General features: G+C 56.6%; 18 protein-coding genes. 9 read left to right on the forward strand and 9 right to left on the reverse strand.

What is annotated here, in order from left to right:
• Positions 1–128 precede the first annotated feature (128 nt).
• Entirely contained in the window at positions 129–1,205 is a 1,077-nt protein-coding gene (gene lptG / locus PAGR_RS18870; protein WP_014606720.1) for an LPS export ABC transporter permease LptG, read from the reverse strand.
• The gene (gene lptF, locus PAGR_RS18875; RefSeq protein WP_014606721.1) at positions 1,205–2,305 is read right to left on the reverse strand and encodes an LPS export ABC transporter permease LptF; all 1,101 of its coding nucleotides are present in this window, start codon (positions 2,303–2,305) and stop codon (positions 1,205–1,207) included. The genes lptG and lptF overlap by 1 nt, the downstream gene beginning before the upstream one ends.
• Before the next feature lie 268 nt (positions 2,306–2,573).
• Between lptF and pepA the strand changes: the two genes are divergently transcribed.
• The 3 genes from pepA (at position 2,574) to PAGR_RS18890 (ending at position 7,474) form a co-directional block, all read left to right on the forward strand.
• Positions 2,574–4,085, forward strand: coding sequence for a leucyl aminopeptidase (gene pepA, locus PAGR_RS18880; protein WP_013024392.1), 1,512 nt, complete (start codon positions 2,574–2,576; stop codon positions 4,083–4,085).
• 69 nt (positions 4,086–4,154) lie between these two features.
• Complete coding sequence (locus PAGR_RS18885) at positions 4,155–4,613, forward strand: DNA polymerase III subunit chi (RefSeq protein WP_013024391.1); 459 nt, start codon at positions 4,155–4,157, stop codon at positions 4,611–4,613.
• Between the two features lie 5 nt (positions 4,614–4,618).
• A complete protein-coding gene (locus tag PAGR_RS18890) occupies positions 4,619–7,474 on the forward strand; it encodes a valine--tRNA ligase (protein WP_014606722.1) in 2,856 nt (951 codons plus the stop codon).
• 48 nt (positions 7,475–7,522) lie between these two features.
• On the opposite strand, the gene PAGR_RS24200 is transcribed toward PAGR_RS18890, so the two are convergent.
• Entirely contained in the window at positions 7,523–8,191 is a 669-nt protein-coding gene (locus PAGR_RS24200; RefSeq protein ID WP_227022885.1) for a hypothetical protein, read from the reverse strand.
• Between the two features lie 602 nt (positions 8,192–8,793).
• Between PAGR_RS24200 and PAGR_RS18900 the strand changes: the two genes are divergently transcribed.
• Positions 8,794–9,330 carry a GNAT family N-acetyltransferase gene (locus tag PAGR_RS18900; RefSeq protein WP_014606724.1) on the forward strand — a complete coding sequence of 179 codons (537 nt, stop codon included), beginning with the start codon at positions 8,794–8,796 and terminating at the stop codon, positions 9,328–9,330.
• 5 nt (positions 9,331–9,335) lie between these two features.
• Here the strand turns inward: PAGR_RS18900 and miaE are convergent, their stop codons facing one another.
• Positions 9,336–10,097: a tRNA isopentenyl-2-thiomethyl-A-37 hydroxylase MiaE gene (gene miaE / locus PAGR_RS18905; RefSeq protein WP_014606725.1), complete on the reverse strand. Its 762-nt coding sequence runs from the start codon at positions 10,095–10,097 to the stop codon at positions 9,336–9,338.
• A 56-nt stretch (positions 10,098–10,153) separates the two neighbouring features.
• Entirely contained in the window at positions 10,154–10,576 is a 423-nt protein-coding gene (rraB, locus tag PAGR_RS18910; protein ID WP_013024385.1) for a ribonuclease E inhibitor RraB, read from the reverse strand.
• 163 nt (positions 10,577–10,739) lie between these two features.
• Between rraB and argF the strand changes: the two genes are divergently transcribed.
• The 4 genes from argF (at position 10,740) to ridA (ending at position 13,873) form a co-directional block, all read left to right on the forward strand.
• Complete coding sequence (argF, locus tag PAGR_RS18915) at positions 10,740–11,747, forward strand: ornithine carbamoyltransferase (RefSeq protein ID WP_014606726.1); 1,008 nt, start codon at positions 10,740–10,742, stop codon at positions 11,745–11,747.
• Between the two features lie 245 nt (positions 11,748–11,992).
• Positions 11,993–12,928 (forward strand): aspartate carbamoyltransferase, encoded by a 936-nt coding sequence (gene pyrB / locus PAGR_RS18920; protein WP_013024383.1) that lies wholly within the window; start codon positions 11,993–11,995, stop codon positions 12,926–12,928.
• Between the two features lie 11 nt (positions 12,929–12,939).
• Positions 12,940–13,404 (forward strand): aspartate carbamoyltransferase regulatory subunit, encoded by a 465-nt coding sequence (gene pyrI, locus PAGR_RS18925; protein WP_013024382.1) that lies wholly within the window; start codon positions 12,940–12,942, stop codon positions 13,402–13,404.
• A gap of 82 nt (positions 13,405–13,486) precedes the next feature.
• On the forward strand, positions 13,487–13,873 hold the full coding sequence (gene ridA, locus PAGR_RS18930; RefSeq protein ID WP_014606727.1) for a 2-iminobutanoate/2-iminopropanoate deaminase: 387 nt from the start codon (positions 13,487–13,489) through the stop codon (positions 13,871–13,873).
• A gap of 47 nt (positions 13,874–13,920) precedes the next feature.
• Here the strand turns inward: ridA and PAGR_RS18935 are convergent, their stop codons facing one another.
• A complete protein-coding gene (locus tag PAGR_RS18935) occupies positions 13,921–14,565 on the reverse strand; it encodes a cysteine hydrolase family protein (RefSeq protein WP_014606728.1) in 645 nt (214 codons plus the stop codon).
• Positions 14,566–14,698: 133 nt separating this feature from the next.
• On the opposite strand from PAGR_RS18935, the gene PAGR_RS18940 reads away from it, so the two are divergent.
• Entirely contained in the window at positions 14,699–15,667 is a 969-nt protein-coding gene (locus PAGR_RS18940) for a GlxA family transcriptional regulator (protein ID WP_014606729.1), read from the forward strand.
• A gap of 11 nt (positions 15,668–15,678) precedes the next feature.
• Here the strand turns inward: PAGR_RS18940 and lplT are convergent, their stop codons facing one another.
• From lplT to PAGR_RS18955, 3 genes are all read right to left on the reverse strand, one after another.
• A complete protein-coding gene (gene lplT, locus PAGR_RS18945; protein ID WP_014606730.1) occupies positions 15,679–16,866 on the reverse strand; it encodes a lysophospholipid transporter LplT in 1,188 nt (395 codons plus the stop codon).
• The gene (gene aas / locus PAGR_RS18950; protein ID WP_014606731.1) at positions 16,863–19,013 is read right to left on the reverse strand and encodes a bifunctional acyl-ACP--phospholipid O-acyltransferase/long-chain-fatty-acid--ACP ligase; all 2,151 of its coding nucleotides are present in this window, start codon (positions 19,011–19,013) and stop codon (positions 16,863–16,865) included. The genes lplT and aas overlap by 4 nt, the downstream gene beginning before the upstream one ends.
• Before the next feature lie 96 nt (positions 19,014–19,109).
• The gene (locus PAGR_RS18955; protein WP_014606732.1) at positions 19,110–20,495 is read right to left on the reverse strand and encodes an efflux transporter outer membrane subunit; all 1,386 of its coding nucleotides are present in this window, start codon (positions 20,493–20,495) and stop codon (positions 19,110–19,112) included.
• Positions 20,496–20,498 lie beyond the last annotated feature (3 nt).

A 20,498-nucleotide genomic window follows, 5' to 3' on the forward strand; every position in this document is an offset into this window, starting at 1 on the left:
CCGGATGCACCTTTACTGGCACGTGACGATCGCCACCGCATCAGGCGGTGAAATTCAGGCGTTCGATTCGTCACCGACACCAGCCATAAAAAAAGGCCGCATCGCGCGGCCTTTCTGACTGTCAGCATCTATCGCCGTTTTATCAGCATAAACAGACTGATGGCAAAGAAGGCAAAGCTTGGCAGTATCGCGCCGAAAATCGGCGGCAGACCATAAACCAGGCTGAGCGGGCCAAAAATCTGATCCAGTACGTAGAACAGGAAGCCGAAGCTGATCCCGGTGACCACGCGCACGCCCATGGATACGCTACGCAGCGGACCAAAGATAAACGACAGCGCCATCAGCATCATGACCGCCACGGACAGCGGCTGGAAGATTTTGCTCCACATGTTCAGCAGGTAACGGCCAGACTCCTGACCACTTTGCTTAAGGTATTTGCTGTAATCGTAGAGGCCGGTAATCGACAACGCATCCGGATCCAGCGCCACCACGCCCAGTTTGTCTGGAGTCAGGCTGGTTTTCCACTCGCCAGTCAGGCTTTGTGAGCCGGTGATTTGTTTCGGATCGGTCAGATTCGATTCGTCCACCTGAGACAGCACCCACAACTTCTTGTCTTTATCCCATTTCGCCGTTGCAGCATAGCGGACGCTCTGTAAACGGCGATCGTCTGTGAAGCTGTAAATGCTGACGCCGTCAATTTCATCGTCGCCTTTAACACGTTCAATGTAGATAAAGTTGTTGCCGTCTTTGGCCCACAAACCGCTCTGCGTCGACACCAGCGCGCCACCATAGAGCTGCTGCGCACGGAAGTTTCGCGCCATCTGCTCGCCCTGAGGGGCGACAAACTCGCCGATAGCCATGGTCAGCAGCACCAGCGGAATCGCCGTTTTCATCACCGACAGGGCCACCTGCATGCGGGTAAAGCCCGCCGCCTGCATGACCACCAGTTCACTACGCTGCGCCAGCGTTCCCAGCCCCAGCAATGCACCTAACAGGGCCGCCATTGGGAAGAAGATTTCGATGTCTTTTGGCACACTCAGCAAGGTGTAATAACCTGCATCCAGCGCGCTGTAGGCACCCTGTCCGGTTTTACGCAGCTGATCGACGAACTTGATAATGCCGGACAGCGAGACCAGCATAAACAGCGTCATCAGGATGGTATTAAATATCGTTTTACCGATATAACGATCGAGAACGCGAAACATCAGACCGATCCTCCGCGTGTAAAGCGCGCACGAATTCGACGCATCGGCACGGTATCCCACAGGTTAAGCACGATCGCTAACGCCAGATAACTGATATTCACCACCCACATCCAGATAGCCGGATCGAGGCGGCCTTTCGCCCCGCTTGAGCGCAGCGAACTCTGCAGCAGGAAGAAAATCAGGTACAGCAGCATCGCGGGCAGCATCGAGAGCACGCGTCCCTGACGCGGGTTAACCACGCTGAGTGGCACCACCATTAACGCCATAATCAGCACGGAAAAGACCAGCGTAATACGCCAGTGAAGTTCGGCCTTAAACTCAGGTGTTTTGTTCGATAACAGCGTAGCAAACGTGGCCTGGTCTACATCGTTAGGATCCAGCGTGGCCTGCTTATAACCTACGTAAGCCTGGTAGTTAGTGAAGTCGGTGATGCGGAAATCACGCAGCAACGCCGTTCCCTCGAAGCGAGTGCCTTTATCCAGGGTCACAATCTGTGAGCCGTCATTCTTTTGTTCCATATGGCCGCTGTCGGCCAGCACCACGGAAGGCCGCGCATTCCCTTTTGGCCGCAGCTGTGCCAGGAAGACATGGCCAAAATTGCTGCCCTTAACGTCTTCAACAAACAGTACGGTGTTGCCATCGCTGGATGTCTGGAACTTCCCGGCAGCCATTGCCGCTGCGCCGGGGTTCGCTTTAGCGTTTTGAGTGACCTGTTCCTGATAGCGCGACGACCAGGGGCCAAGCCAGATGACGTTAACCGCAGCCACTAACGAGGTGAACAGCATCAGCACCATCGCCGCTTTGACCAGCACCGCCTTACTCAGGCCGCAGGCATGCATAACGGTAATTTCACTTTCCGTATACAGCCGCCCGAGCGTCATTAAAATCGCCAGAAACAGGCTTAGGGGCAAAATAAGTTGCGCCATTTCAGGCACGCCGAGTCCTAACAGCGTCAGAACAAGGTTTGTCGGCACTTCGCCATCCACCGCAGCCCCTAAAATCCTTACCAACTTCTGACAGAAGAAGATCAACAGCAGGATAAACAGGATAGCCAGCTGGCTTTTGAGCGTTTCCCGAACCAGATATCTAATAATGATCACGCTTAATACGCCTGTGAAAACTTGTCTTTTTGCAGGAAAATCGCTAATTTCAACGCTTATTAGCCATTTTTCTTCATAAATGGCCGTCGTCGACGCTAAAAATGTATGGTAATCGCGTTTGGGTGGTGAAAAAACAACATCTTGTCACCCTGATTCATTATGACCTCCAGCAGCATGCTGTCATGTTGCTCTAATTAATAAATGGGTCACGAACGCGCTACATTCTAGCGGCAGCAGCGGCCGTTGTCTTTAAGATTCAGGAGAGTGCATGGAGTTCAGTGTAAAAAGCGGTAGTCCGGAAAAACAGCGCAGTGCATGCATTGTAGTTGGTGTTTTCGAACCGCGTCGTCTGTCACCGATTGCCGAGCAACTGGATAAGATCAGCGACGGCTATATCAGCGCCCTGCTGCGCCGCGGTGAACTGGAAGGCAAAGTGGGCCAGACGCTGCTGCTGCATCATGTGCCGAATATCCTGTCAGAGCGTATTCTGCTGATTGGCTGCGGTAAAGAGCGTGAGCTGGACGAGCGCCAGTACAAGCAGGTGATCCAGAAAACCATCAACACGCTGAATGACACTGGCTCGATGGAGGCCGTGTGCTTCCTGACCGAGCTGCACGTCAAAGGGCGTAATACCTACTGGAAAGTGCGTCAGGCCGTCGAAACCTCGAAAGAGGCGCTGTATAACTTCGACCAGTTGAAGAGCAACAAAGCGGAGCCTCGTCGTCCCCTGCGTAAGCTGGTGTTTAACGTGCCGACGCGCCGTGAACTCACCAGCGGTGAGCGCGCCATTCAGCACGGGCTGGCGGTGGCCGCCGGTGTGAAAGCGGCAAAAGATCTGGGCAACATGCCACCTAACATTTGTAATCCTGCGTACCTGGCATCTCAGGCGCGCCAGCTGGCGGATGCCTACAGCAAAAACATCACGACCCGCGTGATTGGCGAGCAGCAGATGAAAGAGCTGGGCATGAACGCCTACCTCGCGGTGGGCGCGGGATCGCATAATGAATCCCTGATGTCGGTCATTGAGTACAAAGGCAACCCGGATACCGACGCGCGCCCGATTGTGCTGGTTGGCAAAGGACTGACGTTTGACTCCGGCGGTATCTCCATCAAGCCTGCGGACAGCATGGATGAGATGAAGTACGACATGTGCGGCGCGGCCTCGGTTTACGGCGTGATGCGCATGGTCGCCGAACTGAATCTGCCGCTGAACGTGGTGGGCGTGCTGGTCGGCTGCGAGAACATGCCGGACGGCAAATCCATGCGTCCGGGCGACGTGCTGACCACCATGTCCGGTCAGACGGTTGAAGTGTTAAATACCGATGCTGAAGGCCGCCTGGTGCTGTGTGATGCGCTGACCTACGTGGAGCGCTTCGATCCGGAAGTAGTGATTGACGTTGCCACACTGACCGGCGCCTGCGTCATTGCCCTGGGTCATCACGTCAGCGGACTCTTGTCGAACCACAATCCGCTGGCGCATGAACTGATTGGTGCCTCGGAGCAGTCTGGCGACCGCGCCTGGCGTTTACCGATGGCCGATGAGTATCAGGAACAGCTGGAATCCAATTTCGCCGATATGGCAAACATTGGCGGCCGTCCGGGTGGGGCGATTACCGCCGCTTGCTTCCTGGCCCGTTTTGCGCGCAAATATAACTGGGCGCATCTGGACATCGCCGGTACCGCCTGGCGTTCAGGCAAGGCCAAAGGCGCCACCGGTCGTCCGGTGCCGATGCTGTCGCAGTTCCTGTTGAATCGTGCTGGCCTGAACGGCGACGATTGATCGTACGGACCACCGAACCCATCGGGGCGGAGCTTACTCCGCCCTTCTTTTCTTTAAACAGGCAATTCGATGAAAAACGCAACCTTCTACGTGTTGGAAACCGATGCATCCAGCGATGGCTTAAGCGCCGTTGAAGCGCTGGTGTGCGATCTGGCGGAAACACGCTGGCGGGCCGGTAAGCGGGTGCTCATCGCCTGTGAAGATGAGCAGCAAGCCATTCGGCTTGATGAGGCGCTGTGGCAGCGCCCCGCCAACGCCTTTGTGCCGCACAATCTCGCCGGGGAAGGTCCGCGCTACGGCGCACCGGTTGAGCTGGCATGGCCGCAGCGTCGGGGCAATTCGCCACGCGACCTGCTGATCAGCCTGCTGCCGCAGTTCGCAGATTTTGCTACTGCTTTCCATGAAGTGATAGACTTCGTTCCTTACGAAGACGCTCTCAAACAGCTGGCGCGCGATCGCTACAAAGCGTATCGCAGCGTTGGCTTCCAATTGAATACGGCAACGCCGCCACAGCCGCAAACGACATAGCAGAAATGGATAAGACATATAACCCGCAAGATATCGAGCAGCCGCTTTACGAGCATTGGGAAAAGCAGGGCTACTTCAAACCGAATGGCGACACCAGCCAGGAAAGCTTTTGCATCATGATCCCGCCGCCGAACGTCACCGGTAGCTTGCACATGGGTCACGCCTTCCAGCAAACCATCATGGACACCATGATCCGCTACCAGCGCATGCAGGGCAAAAATACCCTGTGGCAGGCCGGTACCGATCACGCAGGCATCGCCACCCAGATGGTGGTTGAGCGCAAGATCGCCGCAGAAGAAGGCAAAACCCGTCAGGATTACGGTCGCGATGCGTTCATCGACAAAATCTGGCAGTGGAAAGCTGAATCGGGCGGCACCATTACCCGCCAGATGCGCCGCCTGGGCAACTCGGTTGACTGGGAGCGCGAGCGTTTCACCATGGACGATGGCCTGTCTAATGCGGTGAAAGAAGTGTTTGTGCGCCTGTACAAAGAAAACCTGATTTACCGTGGCAAGCGCCTGGTGAACTGGGATCCGAAGCTGCGTACGGCAATCTCTGACCTGGAAGTGGAAAACCGCGAGAGCAAAGGCTCAATGTGGCACATCCGGTATCCGCTGGCCGATGGCGCGAAAACCGCCGACGGTAAAGATTATCTGGTCGTCGCGACCACCCGTCCGGAAACCCTGTTGGGTGATACCGGCGTGGCGGTAAACCCGGAAGATCCGCGTTACAAAGATCTGATCGGTAAATTTATCATGCTGCCGCTGGTTAACCGCCTGATTCCTGTGGTGGGCGATGAGCACGCCGACATGGAAAAAGGCACCGGCTGCGTGAAAATCACCCCGGCGCATGACTTTAACGACTACGAAGTGGGCCGTCGTCATAAGCTGCCGATGATTAACATCCTGACCTTCGACGGCGATATCCGTGAAAGCGCCCAGGTTTATGACACCAACGGCGAAGCCAGCACCGCTTACAGCGACGCGATTCCTGCTGCGTTCCAGAAGATGGAGCGTTTTGCCGCCCGTAAGGCCATCGTGGCTGCGGTAGACGCGCTGGGCCTGCTGGAAGAGATCAAACCGCATGATCTCACCGTGCCTTACGGCGACCGTGGCGGCGTGGTCATTGAGCCGATGCTGACCGATCAGTGGTACGTGCGTACGGCACCGCTGGCAAAAGTCGCGGTTGAAGCGGTTGAGAATGGCGATATTCAGTTTGTACCGAAGCAGTACGAGAACATGTACTTCTCCTGGATGCGTGATATTCAGGACTGGTGTATTTCCCGTCAGCTGTGGTGGGGACACCGTATTCCGGCCTGGTATGACAACGACGGCAACGTTTATGTGGGTCGTACCGAAGACGAGGTTCGCGCCGAGAACAACCTGGCCGCCGATGTGGCGCTGCGTCAGGACGATGACGTGCTGGACACCTGGTTCTCATCAGGCCTGTGGACCTTCTCGACGCTGGGCTGGCCGGAAAATACCGAAGCCCTGCGCACCTTCCACCCCACCAGCGTGCTGGTGAGTGGCTTCGACATCATCTTCTTCTGGATTGCCCGCATGATCATGCTGACCATGCACTTCATCAAAGATGAAAACGGCAAGCCGCAGGTGCCGTTTAAAACCGTCTACATGACCGGTTTGATCCGCGACGAAGAAGGCCAGAAGATGTCGAAATCCAAGGGTAACGTGATTGACCCACTGGATATGGTTGACGGCATTTCGCTGGAAGATCTGCTGGAAAAACGCACCGGCAACATGATGCAGCCGCAGCTGGCGGAAAAAATCCGCAAGCGTACCGAGAAGCAGTTCCCGAACGGCATTGAGCCATCAGGTACCGATGCCCTGCGCTTTACGCTGGCGGCGCTGGCCTCAACCGGCCGTGATATCAACTGGGACATGAAGCGACTGGAAGGTTATCGCAACTTCTGTAACAAGCTGTGGAACGCCAGCCGCTTTGTGCTGATGAACACCGAAGACCAGGACTGCGGTCAGAACGGCGGCGAGATGACGCTGTCGCTGGCGGATCGCTGGATTCTGACCGAGTTCAACCACACGGTAAAAGCCTACCGTGAGGCGCTGGACAGCTATCGCTTCGATATCGCTGCCAACATCCTGTATGACTTCACCTGGAACCAGTTCTGCGACTGGTACCTGGAGCTGACTAAGCCGGTCATGAACAGCGGCAGTGAATCCGAGCTGCGCGGCACGCGCCATACGCTGGTTCATGTACTGGAAGCGCTGCTGCGCCTGGCGCACCCGATCATTCCGTTTATCACGGAAACCATCTGGCAGCGCGTGAAAGGCCTGAAAAACATCAGCGATGACACCATCATGCTGCAGCCGTTCCCGCAGTTTGATACGGCGAAAGAAGATGCCGAAGCCAAAGCCGACATCGAGTGGATGAAGCAGGCGATCATCGCGGTCCGTAATATCCGTGCGGAGATGAACATCGCGCCCAGCAAGCTGCTGGATGTGCTGCTACGCGACTGCTCTCCGGCGGCCCAGCGCCGCGTTGAGGCCAACCGTAACTTCCTGTCACGCCTGGCGCGACTGGAAAGCCTGACCATTCTGCCTGCGGGCGAGAAAGGCCCGGTGTCGGTGACCAAAATCGTGGAAGGCGCCGAGCTGCTGATCCCGATGGCGGATCTGGTGGATAAAACCGCCGAGCTGGAGCGCCTGGCCAAAGAGCTGCTGAAGCTGGATGTGGAAATCGAGAAGATCCAGACCAAGCTGGCTAACGAAGGCTTTGTGTCCCGTGCCCCGGAAGCGGTCGTCGCCAAAGAGCGCGAGCGCGTCGCCGAGATGGAACAGTCAAAAACCAAACTGATCGAACAGCAGGCCGTCATCGCCGCGCTGTAATCGTACAGCTTCGTGTTTGCTACAGCCCACGCTTTGGCGTGGGCTTTTTTATGGCTTCACATTGACCTCATCGGGCAGGAGCGTTTTCAGTACCGCCGCCGTCGTCACCTTATCGCCCTTAATCAAGAGACAGTTCTGGCTCATGCCAACCAGGTCCGTTTTGGCTTTCTCATCAGCCTGCCACAGTAAGGCATTCCTTTTCAGCGCCCTTTGCCTGAGCGCCTTTAAGCGTGCCGGGCAGATCAGGTGGGTTTCGCCGTTGGTAAATGCCTCGATGCCTGTAATCAAACGTGCATCGCCCATCGCTTTACTGGGCCCCCAGACCGACGCGGGAAAGTAATAGGCCGGGAAGTCTTTCGAGGGCACGGAAAACACCTTTTCGTGCCAGGACGCCATGCCGACGATTTCAATCGCACGCTGATTAATCTGCACCAGCTGAACAGAAAACAGCGTAAACACGCCGATGACCAGACCAGGTGAAAACGCCAAAATGGGTTTGAAGCCATGATGCGCTTTTATTTTATTGGTCAAGAGTGAGAACAGTGCCGGCATAAAGAGCAGCAGATATAAACCGGTAATAATAAAATACTGCGGCAGGGTATTTTTCGCTGAGAAATAAATATCGCCCTGCAGTAAAAACAACAGCGGTAGAAAAGAGACCAGGGATACAAACACGGCGTAAATAACGTAACGAAGATTGATGACAACCACGTTCAAGCTTATTTCCGCCAGACAAAATTTTCTTTTAAGGCGGGTGCTTAAGTCGTTATTCGCCGACCGCATGCGCTTCAGCCTGGCAAGCAACTGGCGGTGATGTTGCTGCCGAAGCCGATTAACTCGGTGATTAACCAAACTGTGTACGCCTGTGGCCACGGCACCTGCCGCGGATAATATCAGCCAGGCATCTGAACTTTCTCCAAAATAGATCGCTGTAAAGGCTGTAAGAAAGGCGCTAAAGGCGGTTATTGCGCAGCAGCCTTCGTTATAGCGCCGCGTCGGGCGAGCTTTTTTGCCCTTTTGCAAGGCGGATAATGAACAGAGCCCGGAGGGAATAAGTAACGTGACCGAAAATACGCTGAAAAACAGTATCGAGGTGATAAGGACAGCAATAACGCCAGCCACATTATTTATTATCAGCGGAAAAACATCCGGCCTGCCAATCCATTGAAAATATGCCCAGACGTTGATAAAGCCGACAATAATAAAGAAAGGGAAAAGGTCTTTAATGGTTTTAAAACTGAAACGGGAAAACACGTTATACGCCTCCATGCACGGTGAACATTATTGCTTTTGCCCGACGATAATGCTATTTCTGACGCATGTCTAACCTGATTCCGTCACGCTACCCCGTTATGATCCCTGATACTCAGCCGCAACCCTTGCTGCGTCCTATCGTCGCCGACGACAATCCTCATATCGCCCGGGTGATCCGCGACGTTTCTGCGGAATTTGGCCTGACGGCGGACAAAGGCTATACCGTGGCCGATCCCAATCTGGACCAGCTTTATGAACTTTACAGCGCCGGGCACAGCGCCTACTGGATTGTGGAACATCAGGGAAAAGTGATGGGCGGCGGCGGCATTGCCCCCCTCGCCTGCAGCGCGCCGGATATCTGTGAGCTGCAAAAGATGTATTTCCTGCCGGGCATCCGTGGCCTCGGCGTGGCGCGTGAACTGGCGCTGCTTGCCATGGAACACGCACGCCAGCGCGGCTTTCGCCGCTGCTATCTGGAAACCACCGGCAGCTTAACCCGCGCCATTAAGCTCTATGAATCGCTGGGTTTTGCCCGCATCGACCATGCGCTGGGCTGTACCGGACATGGTGACTGCGAGTTCAGGATGCTGAAAACGCTGTAATGCGCTTAAAACGCCGGAACACCGCTGTGAAAGCGCAGCTCCGTGTCCGGTTCACTGATTAGCCTGGCCTCCGCTTCCCCAATCGCCCGTACGCGCGCCGAAATGTCTTTCGGTGAGATCTGCGCGGCCAGTGCCAGGTAATCCTGGTAATGCCGAGCTTCTGAACGCAGTAGCGAGATATAAAACTTCTCTAATTCGCTATCCAGATAAGGCGACAGGCTGGCAAAGCGTTCGCAGGAACGCGCTTCAATATAGGCACCGCAAATCAGCTTATCCACCAGCGTATCGGGTTCGTGGGTGGTCACTTCACGCAGCAGGCCTTTGGCGTAACGGCTTGAGGTGATTTTCTGATAGACCAGCCCGCGCGCCTGCATAATTTCCCATACCTGATAAAAGTGATGCAGCTCTTCTTTAATCAGCAGCACCATTTTCTCAACCAGATCGTCCGCCCAGGGAAGCTCGTTACGCACAATAATGGCTTTGGTCAGATTTTTATGGGCGTTGATAAAATCGCTGTCGCCGTCCTCGCGGAAGATAAAATTCTCGTAAGGCTTCAGCCACGCCAGAATCCGGTCACCGCTGGGTTTGTCGGCAACGTATTTGCGGATCAGCCACACGGCGGTCTGGGCCGCTTTCAGTTCGCATACCAGATGGTCAGTGAGCAGCAGGGTCAGGTTTTCCGGTTTACGCGCCTCAAGGATCCAGGACTGAGGCGTGCGGCAGAGCAAAAACTGATGTATCGGTTCAAGTAAAGGTGCGTAATTCATGGATGTCAGACAGGGCCGGAGAACAGGAAAGGCGGAGCAGGCTCCGCCGGTGTTGATTAGTGGCGAATGCCGTTGTCGTCTTCGTCGATCGCCTCGCCGTCGTCTTCGTCATCATCCTGGGCGTTCGGGTCTTCGAAGTAGGTACCCCAGCCGTCATAGTCGACGTTGTATTTGGCTACCAAGTTCACCAACTGCTCCACCTGGGCATCAATCAGCTCCGCTTTCAGCGCGCCTTCGCTGAGGATGTCCACACACATCACGGTAGTGCCGTCTTCCAGCTCCAGCTCTTCTGGCTCGGTGACTTCATAGCCCAGTTTAAAGGCGTCCACCGCCGCTTTTTCCAGCGAGTCGAAGTTATTACAGGAGAGATGGTGCTCAATGGTATAGAGCGCATCGGGATCGCTGCCATCCTCTAACAGTTCTTCGATGATCAGCCGCGTCTCTTCACGCTGCTCTTCCAACAATGCTTCAAATGCCATGGCGATATCCTCTCTGAGTTCGGCAATAAGTGATTATTTTCCCATACTGCCTGTCGCGCCACTACACAAAACAGAAAAGATTATTCTCGTCAGGGTTGAAAATGCATATTCATACGGTTAAATTGAATTTTAATTCATTATAAACCCCGTACCGGAGTGCTGTATGAGTCAGTTGTATCAACGTCATTTCCTCAGGCTGCTGGATTTTACCCCGGCTGAGATTGACTACTTGCTTACCCTGTCCGCCGAATTAAAACGCGCAAAAAAAACCGCCAGTGAAACCCAGTACCTGAAAGGCAAAAACATCGCGCTCATCTTCGAAAAAGACTCGACCCGTACCCGATGCTCTTTCGAAGTTGCCGCTTACGATCAGGGGGCAAACGTCACTTACCTCGGCCCAAGCGGCAGCCAGATCGGCCATAAAGAGTCGATGAAAGACACCGCGCGCGTGTTAGGCCGCATGTATGACGGTATTCAGTATCGGGGTTACGGTCAGGCACTGGTCGAAACCCTGGCGGAACATGCTGGCGTGCCGGTGTGGAACGGCCTGACCACCGAATTCCACCCAACGCAGCTGCTGGCCGATCTGCTGACCATGCAGGAGCATCTGCCAGGCAAGCCGCTCAGTGAGATGACCCTGGTGTACGTGGGCGATGCTCGCAACAATATGGGTAACAGCATGCTGGAAGCGGCGGCACAGGTTGGCTTAGATCTGCGTATGGTCGCGCCGCAAAGCTGCTGGCCGGAAGCCGACCTGGTGGCCCAGTGCCGTCAGGTTGCCGAACAGACAGGCGGCAAAATCACCCTGACGGCAGATATTGCCGAGGGCGTGAAAGGCGCCGATTTCATCTATACCGACGTCTGGGTTTCCATGGGTGAAGCCAAAGCAGTGTGGGAAGAACGTATTGCCCTGCTGCGCGACTATCAGGTCAACCACGCGATGCTCGCGCTGACCGGCAATCCGCAGGTGAAATTCCTGCACTGCTTACCGGCCTTCCATGACGATCAGACCACGCTGGGCCGTCAGATGGCGGAACAGTATGACCTGCAGGATGGCATGGAGGTCAGCAATGACGTCTTTGAGTCGGCGCACAGCATCGTATTCGACCAGGCGGAAAACCGGATGCACACCATTAAAGCGGTGATGGTGGCCACGCTGGGACAGCGCTAATCGGGTTGCCGCAAACGTTTACCTGTGGCGCGATTTTTCCTTGATGCGCATGCCTGATGGCGTATAATGCGCCACAATTTGCCGGAGGAAACATGCAACAGCATCGTGCACAATGTGACGCGCTACCTCGCCTCAACGCAGGCGGCACCGCTGTTTCTTTCCGTCATCGAACCGATCTTAAAAAAGCCCCTTTCTAAGGGGCTTTTTTTTGTCCGCAATCCGGCCGCGCCGCAGAGGAGAGAGCTATGGCTAACCCGCTATATCGCAAGCATATCATTTCAATTAACGATCTCAGCCGCGACGAGCTGGAGCTGGTCCTGCACACCGCTGCGCAGCTTAAAGCACATCCCCAGCCGGAACTGCTGAAACATAACGTGATCGCCAGCTGCTTCTTTGAGGCCTCGACCCGCACCCGGCTGTCGTTTGAAACCGCCATCCATCGCCTGGGCGCCTCTGCGGTGGGCTTCGCCGATGGCAGCAATACGTCACTGGGTAAAAAAGGGGAAACCTTGGCCGATACCATTTCGGTTATCAGCACCTACGTGGATGCCATCGTGATGCGTCATCCGCAGGAGGGCGCCGCGCGGCTGGCCACTGAGTTTTCCAACGGCATCCCGATTCTGAATGCCGGAGACGGCGCAAATCAGCACCCAACGCAAACGCTGCTGGACCTGTTCACCATTCGTGAAACCCAGGGGCGCCTCAGCAACCTGAACGTGGCGATGGTGGGTGACCTGAAATATGGGCGCACCGTGCACTCTCTGACCCAGGCGCTGGCGAAGTTTGACGGCAACCGCTTCTTCTTTATCGCCCCGGACGCGCTGGCGATGCCGGCGTATATTACCGATATGCTGGACGAGCAGAATATCACCTGGTCACGTCACGACAGCTTTGAAGAGGTGATGCCGGATCTGGATATTCTCTACATGACCCGGGTGCAAAAAGAGCGGCTTGACCCTTCAGAATATGCCAACGTCAAAGCGCAGTTTATTTTACGCGCCGCAGACCTGAACGGTGCGCGCGACAACATGAAGGTGCTGCATCCGCTGCCGCGCATCGATGAAATCACCACCGACGTGGACAGCACGCCGTACGCCTGGTACTTCCAGCAGGCCGGTAACGGCATCTACGCACGCCAGGCTTTACTGGCACTGGTTTTAAACAGCGACACCGCCCTGTAAGGAGTGACAGTATGAGCCAGGATAACAAACTGCAGGTCGAAGCCATCAAAAACGGCACGGTTATCGATCACATCCCTGCGCAGGTAGGCTTTAAGCTCCTGTCGCTGTTTCGCCTGACCGAAACCGACCAGCGCATCACCATCGGCCTGAATCTGCCGTCGGGGGAAATGGGCCGCAAAGATTTGATTAAGATCGAGAACACCTATCTCACGGAAGATCAGATCAATCAGCTGGCGTTTTATGCGCCGCACGCCACCGTCAACCGCATTGATGACTATGAAGTGGTGGCCAAGATCGCCCCTGCGCTACCGGATCGCATCGATCGGGTGCTGACCTGCCCGAACAGCAACTGCATCAGCCGCAGCGAACCGGTGTTCTCCAGCTTCGCCGTGAAGCACCGCGCCGATGAGGTACACCTCAAGTGTAAATACTGTGAGAAAGAGTTCGCCCGTCATGTGGTATTGGGTCACTTTTAATCGGCCCTGCCGCGCTTATAATGAACCGCGTTTTATGGCGGGCAGCGCCTTTGCTGCCCCGGCCTTACTCTAAGGAGAAATGATGTCTCGTGAAATCAGTACGGAAAAAGCCCCAGCGGCTATCGGCCCCTACGTGCAGGGCGTTGATCTCGGCAGCATGATCATCACCTCGGGTCAGATTCCGGTGAACCCGGCCACGGGCGACGTTGCTGAAGACGTATCGGCACAGGCGCGCCAGTCGCTGGAAAACGTGAAGGCGATCGTCGAAGCGGCGGGCCTGAAGGTTGCCGATATCGTGAAAACCACGGTATTCGTGAAAGATTTGAATGACTTTGCGACCGTAAACGCCACCTACGAAGCCTTCTTTACCGAGCACAATGCGCCCTTCCCGGCGCGCTCCTGCGTGGAAGTGGCCCGTCTACCCAAAGATGTGAAGATTGAGATTGAAGCGATCGCGCTGCGTCGCTAAATCTGACCGCGCACGGCACTGACCGTGCGCGTTTTTGCACACTGTCCTTACCTTTCCTGGTACAGCACTCCCCGCGCCCGTTGATTTGAGCGGTAAAGCGTATCACGCACCGGCAACATACCACTGTCCACGCACGTCAGCCACTGCTGGGTTGAAAGCACCGCCGCAAAATTTGACTGCATTACCACACAAAATACCCGATGGATCTCTTCTGCGCTCGCCTGTCCTGCCTGATTCTTATACGGCAGCGATCCGCTGGCATCATGAAGGTATTCTACGGCGGTTCCCCTGTGCCAGGCGTGGTTAATGGTTGAGGCATTACAGTTGTGGGTCATGTAACCCGTAACGGTAAGCGTATTAATATCGCGCTCTGCCAGCCACTCCGCCAGTTGCGTGCCGGCGTAGGCGCTGGCACGGGATTTTTTTAGCAGAAGATCGTGCGGACGTGAAGCCACGGTGGGATGCAGTTGCCAGCCGTCGCTGTCTACCGCAAACAAGGGGGCATCAGCAGGCGAGGTCTGCTGCACCACAATCACCGGGATCCCCGCCTCACGCGCCTTATCCATAACAAGACCAATATTGGTCAGCGTTTCATCAGGGCTGGGATATTCCAGTGGAAGATTGCCGCTAAAATACTCATTCTGAACATCAATTACGATCAAGGCGCGCTTTGCGGTAAAGGTTGTGACCATTAGCAGAACTCCTCCAAAAATGCCGGGCTGACAGTGCGCCAGTCCTCTCACCCCATCTTCCCCTGTAGCCGGAATGCGATATAGTGGCCCGAAAGACAATAAACGAAATAATCGGGCCAATATGGAAACCAGGATGCCACCCAGCACTATCGCCGTTTTGGCGTTTAACGGTATGAGTCCTTTTCACCTTTCAGTGCCTTGCCTGGTGTTTGAAAACCGTGCCGGTGAAGGTTTACCTGCCTTCGACCTGCGCGTCTGTGCCGTGGATGCTGACGAAAATGCTAAGCTGCGCACCGTCGCGGGTTTTACGTTACATAGCGATCTGACGCTTGAGGATGCCATGCAGGCCGAGGTGTTAATCGTTCCTTCCTGGCGCAGCGCAACGGAACGTCCACCCGAGTCCATGCTGAATGCGGTTCGAATGGCCTGGCAGCGCGGGGCAACGGTAGTCGGCCTGTGCCTGGGCGCCTATGTGCTGGCGGAAGCCGGGCTGCTTGATGGACAGCAAGCCACCACGCACTGGAGCGCAGTGGCAGATTTTTCGCAGCGCTATCCGCAGATCACATTACTGCCTGACGTGTTGTATCTGGATGCGCATGACGGGCGACTGGTGACGTCGGCCGGCACCGCAGCAGGGATCGATTGCTGTCTGCATTTAGTACGCCGCTGGTATGGCGCAGAGGTGGCGAACCAGATTGCACGGCGGCTGGTCGTTGCGCCCCACCGTCAGGGCGGCCAAGGGCAGTATATTGAACAGCCCCTGCACCATCAGCCGGGCGGAGACCGTTTATCGGATTTATTGAACTGGATGGTGGCGAACCTCGCTGAGCAGCATACGCTTGATGCACTGGCGCAGCGAGTGTCCATGAGCCGGCGAAACTTCACCCGACGCTTTCGTGAACTGACGGGAATGACGGTCAACCAGTGGCTGCTGGGCCAGCGTCTTGCGTATGCTCAACGTTTGCTGGAAAGCACGCGCCAGCCGATCGAAAACGTGGCGCAACAGTCAGGCTTTGGCAGTGCGGTATCCTTGCGCCAGCACTTTAACAGGACTTTCAAGACCTCGCCGGGAGCCTGGCGTAACTTGTTTAGCCGCGACTGACTGCGAGAATGTTACATTTTAGGACGCCACAGCCACAGCACGGCAATCGCCAGTGCAAACAGTGCGCCGAAGCCCATGCCGGTCGCCACCGCGGGCGCGCCAGCCCGAATGGCTAAGGTATACAGCCCAAGCATCACCAGCATGGCGGTGTTTTCAACGAGGTTCTGTACCGCGATGGCATTACCGGATCCCACGCTCTGTTTGCCCCGCTCCTGCAGCAGCGCGTTAAGCGGAACCACGAAGAAACCGCCGAGTACGCCAATCACTAACAGCAGCAGGTAAGCATTCAGCAGCGTATGTTGCAGCGAGAAAATCACCACCACGATCCCAATCAGCACACCGGCAGGCATACAGCGGCGCACGGTCTCCAGCGTAACCAGCCTGGCCGCCAGCGCCGCGCCCACGACGATACCGACCGCCACCATGGCATTCAGCGTGGTCGGGGTTTTGTTATCCTGGATCCCCAACGCCACCGGCACCCATAATACCAGCAGAAAACGCAGCGTGACGCCTGCGCCCCAGAACATGCTGGTCCCGAGCAGGGAGAAACGCGTTTCAGCGTTGTTCCACAGTACGCGCGTTGCGGCAATAAAGCTGCGCAGCATGGCCGCGAAGTTCCAGCTCTGGCCGGGACGCGCGGCGTGCAGTTTAGGGATAAACAGGTTCGCCGTTACCGCCACGGCATAGGTCAAGGCACAGACCGCCAGCGCGGCAACCAGGTTCCAGTCAGCCAGGATGCCGCCCGCCACCGAGCCCAGTAAGATCGCCGCAATGGTGGAAGCTTCCATCAGCCCGTTGGCTTTGACCAGCTTCTCGTCATGGGCGATTTCCACAAGAATGCCGTATTTGGCGGGCGAATACGCCGCCGCGCCGATCCCCACCAGGGTGTAACCCAGGAAGGGATTGAAGCCAAAGCAGATGATCATCGCACCCAGTAGCTTCAGGCTGTTGGCGAACATCATGACCCGCCCTTTGGCAAAGCTGTCCGCCATCTGCCCCACAAACGGGGCCAGCAGGATATAGGTTGCCACAAACAGCATCTGCAGGATCGGCTGGCTCCAGTCGGGATAGAACTGGTTTTTTAATAATGCCAGGGTGGCAAACAGCAGGGCATTATCGCCGAACGCGGAGAAAAACTGCGCCACCATTACCGCTATCATGCCGCGCGACAATAACGGCGCATCACGTTCTACGATCATGCCTGTTCCTCTTCCGCCATGTTTTTCAGCGTGACATAGTCAGGTTTACCACTGCCCAGGAGGGGCAACGTTTTTACCACGCGAATGTCGCGAGGTACGGCCAGCTCGGCAGCCCCCAGCTCACGCGCGGCTTTTTGCAGGCTCTCGCGTGCCAGTTCGCTGTCGGTAGTAAACAGCACCAATGCTTCACCCCGATTACCGTCAGGGCGCAGCGAGGCCGCATGCTGTTTATCCGAAGAGGCCTTCAGGGCAATCTGCTCGACCACCTCCAGTGACACCATCTCACCGGCTATTTTGGCAAAGCGTTTGGCTCGCCCCTGAATCTGGCAGAAGCCGCCCTCATCAAAGCTGACGATATCGCCGGTATCGTACCAGCCCGCTTCACTCTGGCCTTCACCGTTATCAGCGGCCGGGGTTTCCAGCACGCCGGGGTTCTCGACCCGCAGATAGCCCTTCATGATGTTGGGGCCACGCAGCTGTAGCTGCCCGCCGTTTTCGATGCCCGGCACCGACATCAGGCGAGAATCCATTCCCGGCAGGATACGGCCCACGGTATGCGCTTTCGCGGCCATCGGCACGTTGATCGCCACCACCGGCGCGCATTCGGTGACGCCATAGCCTTCCAGAATACGAATGCCATACTTGTCCATATACAGCTGGCGCGTGGTTTCCTGCAACTTCTCTGCCCCGGCCACCACGTAGCGCAGTCGCGCAAAGTCATAGGGCTGGGCAAAGCGGGCATAGTTACCCAGGAAGGTGGAGGTTCCAAACAGGACGGTGCAGTTACGGTCGTAAACCAGCTCCGGCACGATTCGGTAGTGCAGCGGGCTAGGATAGAGAAAGACCTGCGCCCCGGTCATCAGCGGTGTAAACAGCCCCACGGTCAGGCCAAAAGCATGAAACAGCGGCAGGGCCGACATAAAACGGTCGCGCGGCGTAAAGTCTGCCACGGTACGGATCTGTTCAACGTTGGCCAGCAGGCTTTTGTGCGAGTGCACCACGCCTTTGGGATGGCCTTCCGATCCCGACGTAAACAGCACCATCGCGGCCTCTTCAGGCTGTTGCGCCACCTGGGCCTGGCGCGGCGCGATCAGATGCGCCAGTATCCAGAGCTTGTCTTTGAGCGTGACGGTATCCTTCAGATCTTCCAGGTAGATCCACTGTACCTCTGTCAGGCCCTGCGGCAGGTGCCACAGGTTGCCCTTGTCCAGAAACTGGCGGGACGTGAACACGGTTTTCACTTTTGATGCGGTCAGCGCCGCGCGCATGCCGCTTACGCCAGCGGTATAGTTCAGCATCGCAGGCACGCGCCCACGCAGTGAAGCACCCAGGATAGCCGCCGCGGTGACCGTGGCGTTAGGCAGCAGCAGCCCTACGTACTCGTTGGGCTGACTGTAACGCTCCAGAATCCGTCCGACGCTCAGCGCTTTTTTCAGTAAACCGGTATAGCTGTCCGGTTTGAAATTCACATCTTCAATGCAGCGTTTAAACGCGCCGTAGCGCTGGCGGGCATTGAGGAAAGCCTCAAACAGGGTTTCCCGTGGGCGCACGGCCATGCGTGCTTCCATCATAATGTGATGCAGGTGTTCACCGGCCAGCACGCGACGATCACGGGCGCGTTTCGCTTCAGGCATCGGAATATGGGTGCCGGGTAAAATGCTGAGTGTGATGCGCGGAAACAAACGACGCTTAAAGACGCCCGCCAGGCGACCAAACGGCGTAAACTCGGCGCCTTCAATGCGCATCGGCACCACGGTGGCACCAGATTTTGCGGCGACAAATCCGGCCCCGCTGTAAATTTTCATCAGCGATCCGGTGACGGTAATCCGGCCTTCCGGGAAAATGACCACCGGACGCCCGCTGTCGATCAGCCGCACCAGCTGCTTCAGCCCCAAAGGTTTAGTGGGATCGAGCGGAACAAAATCCACGTACGGCTTGATGAGACGTAAAAACCAGTGCTCGCTGATCGACGAGTAAATCGCAAAAACCGGTTTGATGGGCAGAAACAGCGCCAGCAGCGCCCCATCCAGAAACGAGGTGTGATTCGGGGTAATCAGCACCTTCTGCTTATGCAGTTCAGCGAGATCGCCCCGGAGTTCAACCCGCCACAGCAGGCGGAATACCAGGCGGAAAAAGGTGAATAACATGCCGGCTCCTTAGCATCTTAAAAATAGCCACTCACGATGCAGGATTTAGCCGTAATCGACAACTGATTATTGGCAGATTTCAGCGCTATGCCGCCTTCATGGTACGGTATGCCAGCCGCCGCCCAGCGCCGCGATCAGCGCCACGCTACTGACCCACTGGGTGCTTTTCAGCGTCAGTAAACTTTGTTGCGCGCTCAGGCTGCTGTTTTCGGTTGTCGCCACATCCAGATAGTCAATCATCCCGGCCTCATACTGATTGCGTGTGACCTGCGCCGAAGTCTGCGCGGCGGCGGTGGCGCGCTGCTGTGCGGCGATTTCGCCCTGCAGCGTGTTCAGTTCCACCAGGCGGTCTTCGACATCCTGCATCGCCGTCAGCACCGTCTGTCGATAGTTCGCCACGCTGGCATCGTAGGCAGCGCGGGCCTGATCCACACTGGCCGAGGTGGCGCCAAAGTCCAGCAGCGAGCCGCTCAGCTCGGGTCCCAGCGACCAGACGCGGTTAGGTAACGCGAACAGGTTATGCAGCGCAGAGGCGCTCACGCCGCCGCTGGCGCTGAGGGTGAGATCGGGATAGTACCCGGCGGTGGCAACCCCGATCGCCGCGTTGGCTGCCGCCATTTTACGCTCGGCCATGGCGATATCGGGACGGCGCTGCAGCAGTTCGGCCGGTAAGCCGCCGGGGATCGCCGGTAAGGTTGCCGTCAGGGTTGCGGCAGGCAGGCTGAAATCCGCGGGCGCTTTGCCCACCAGCAGGGCGATCGCATGTTCCATCTGGGCGCGCTGCCACTGATAATCCTGGGCCGAGGCGCTGGCGCTCTCCAGCTGTTGCTGCGCCTGAGCCACCGTGGCGCGGGATTCCGTTCCCGCCTGATACTGGTTCTGTATCACGCTCAGATAGCGCTGATAGGCGGCGATGCTCTGCTGATACAAACCAATTTTTTCGTCCATGATGCGCAACTGGAAGTAGTCTTCCGCCAGCTCGGTCTGGGCGCTCAGGGTGATATTGGCGAGTTCCGCTGCGCTGGCCTGCGCGCTGGCCTGATCCTCTTCCCGTGTCCGACGCAGTTTGCCCCATAAATCCAGTTCCCAACTGGCATTCAGCGCCGCCTGATGGCTGCTGCTGGTGGTGCGCGTGCTGTCAGTGTGGCTGCCGCTCCGCGTCGTACTGGCGTCATAATCCAGGGTGGGAAACAGCGCCGCCCGGGACTGCGCCACCAGCGCCTGCGCCTGGCGGTACTGCGCCGCGTATTCAGCCACATTCTGGTTAGAGAGGCTGACCTGACTGAGCAGGCTGTTTAGCGTGGCATCCTGGTACACCGACCACCATTCGCCCTTGTGCCGATCGTCCTGGGGCGCTGCCTGCTGCCAGCCTCTGGCCTCTTTGTAGTGAACCGGCATCGCCATCAAAGGGCGTTGGTAATCGGGGCCAACAGTACAGCCGCTCAACAGCAGCACCAGCACGGCCGGAAGACGTGATTTCATGAT

The sequence above is a fragment of the Pantoea ananatis PA13 genome, assembly GCF_000233595.1.
Classification (GTDB): domain Bacteria; phylum Pseudomonadota; class Gammaproteobacteria; order Enterobacterales; family Enterobacteriaceae; genus Pantoea; species Pantoea ananatis.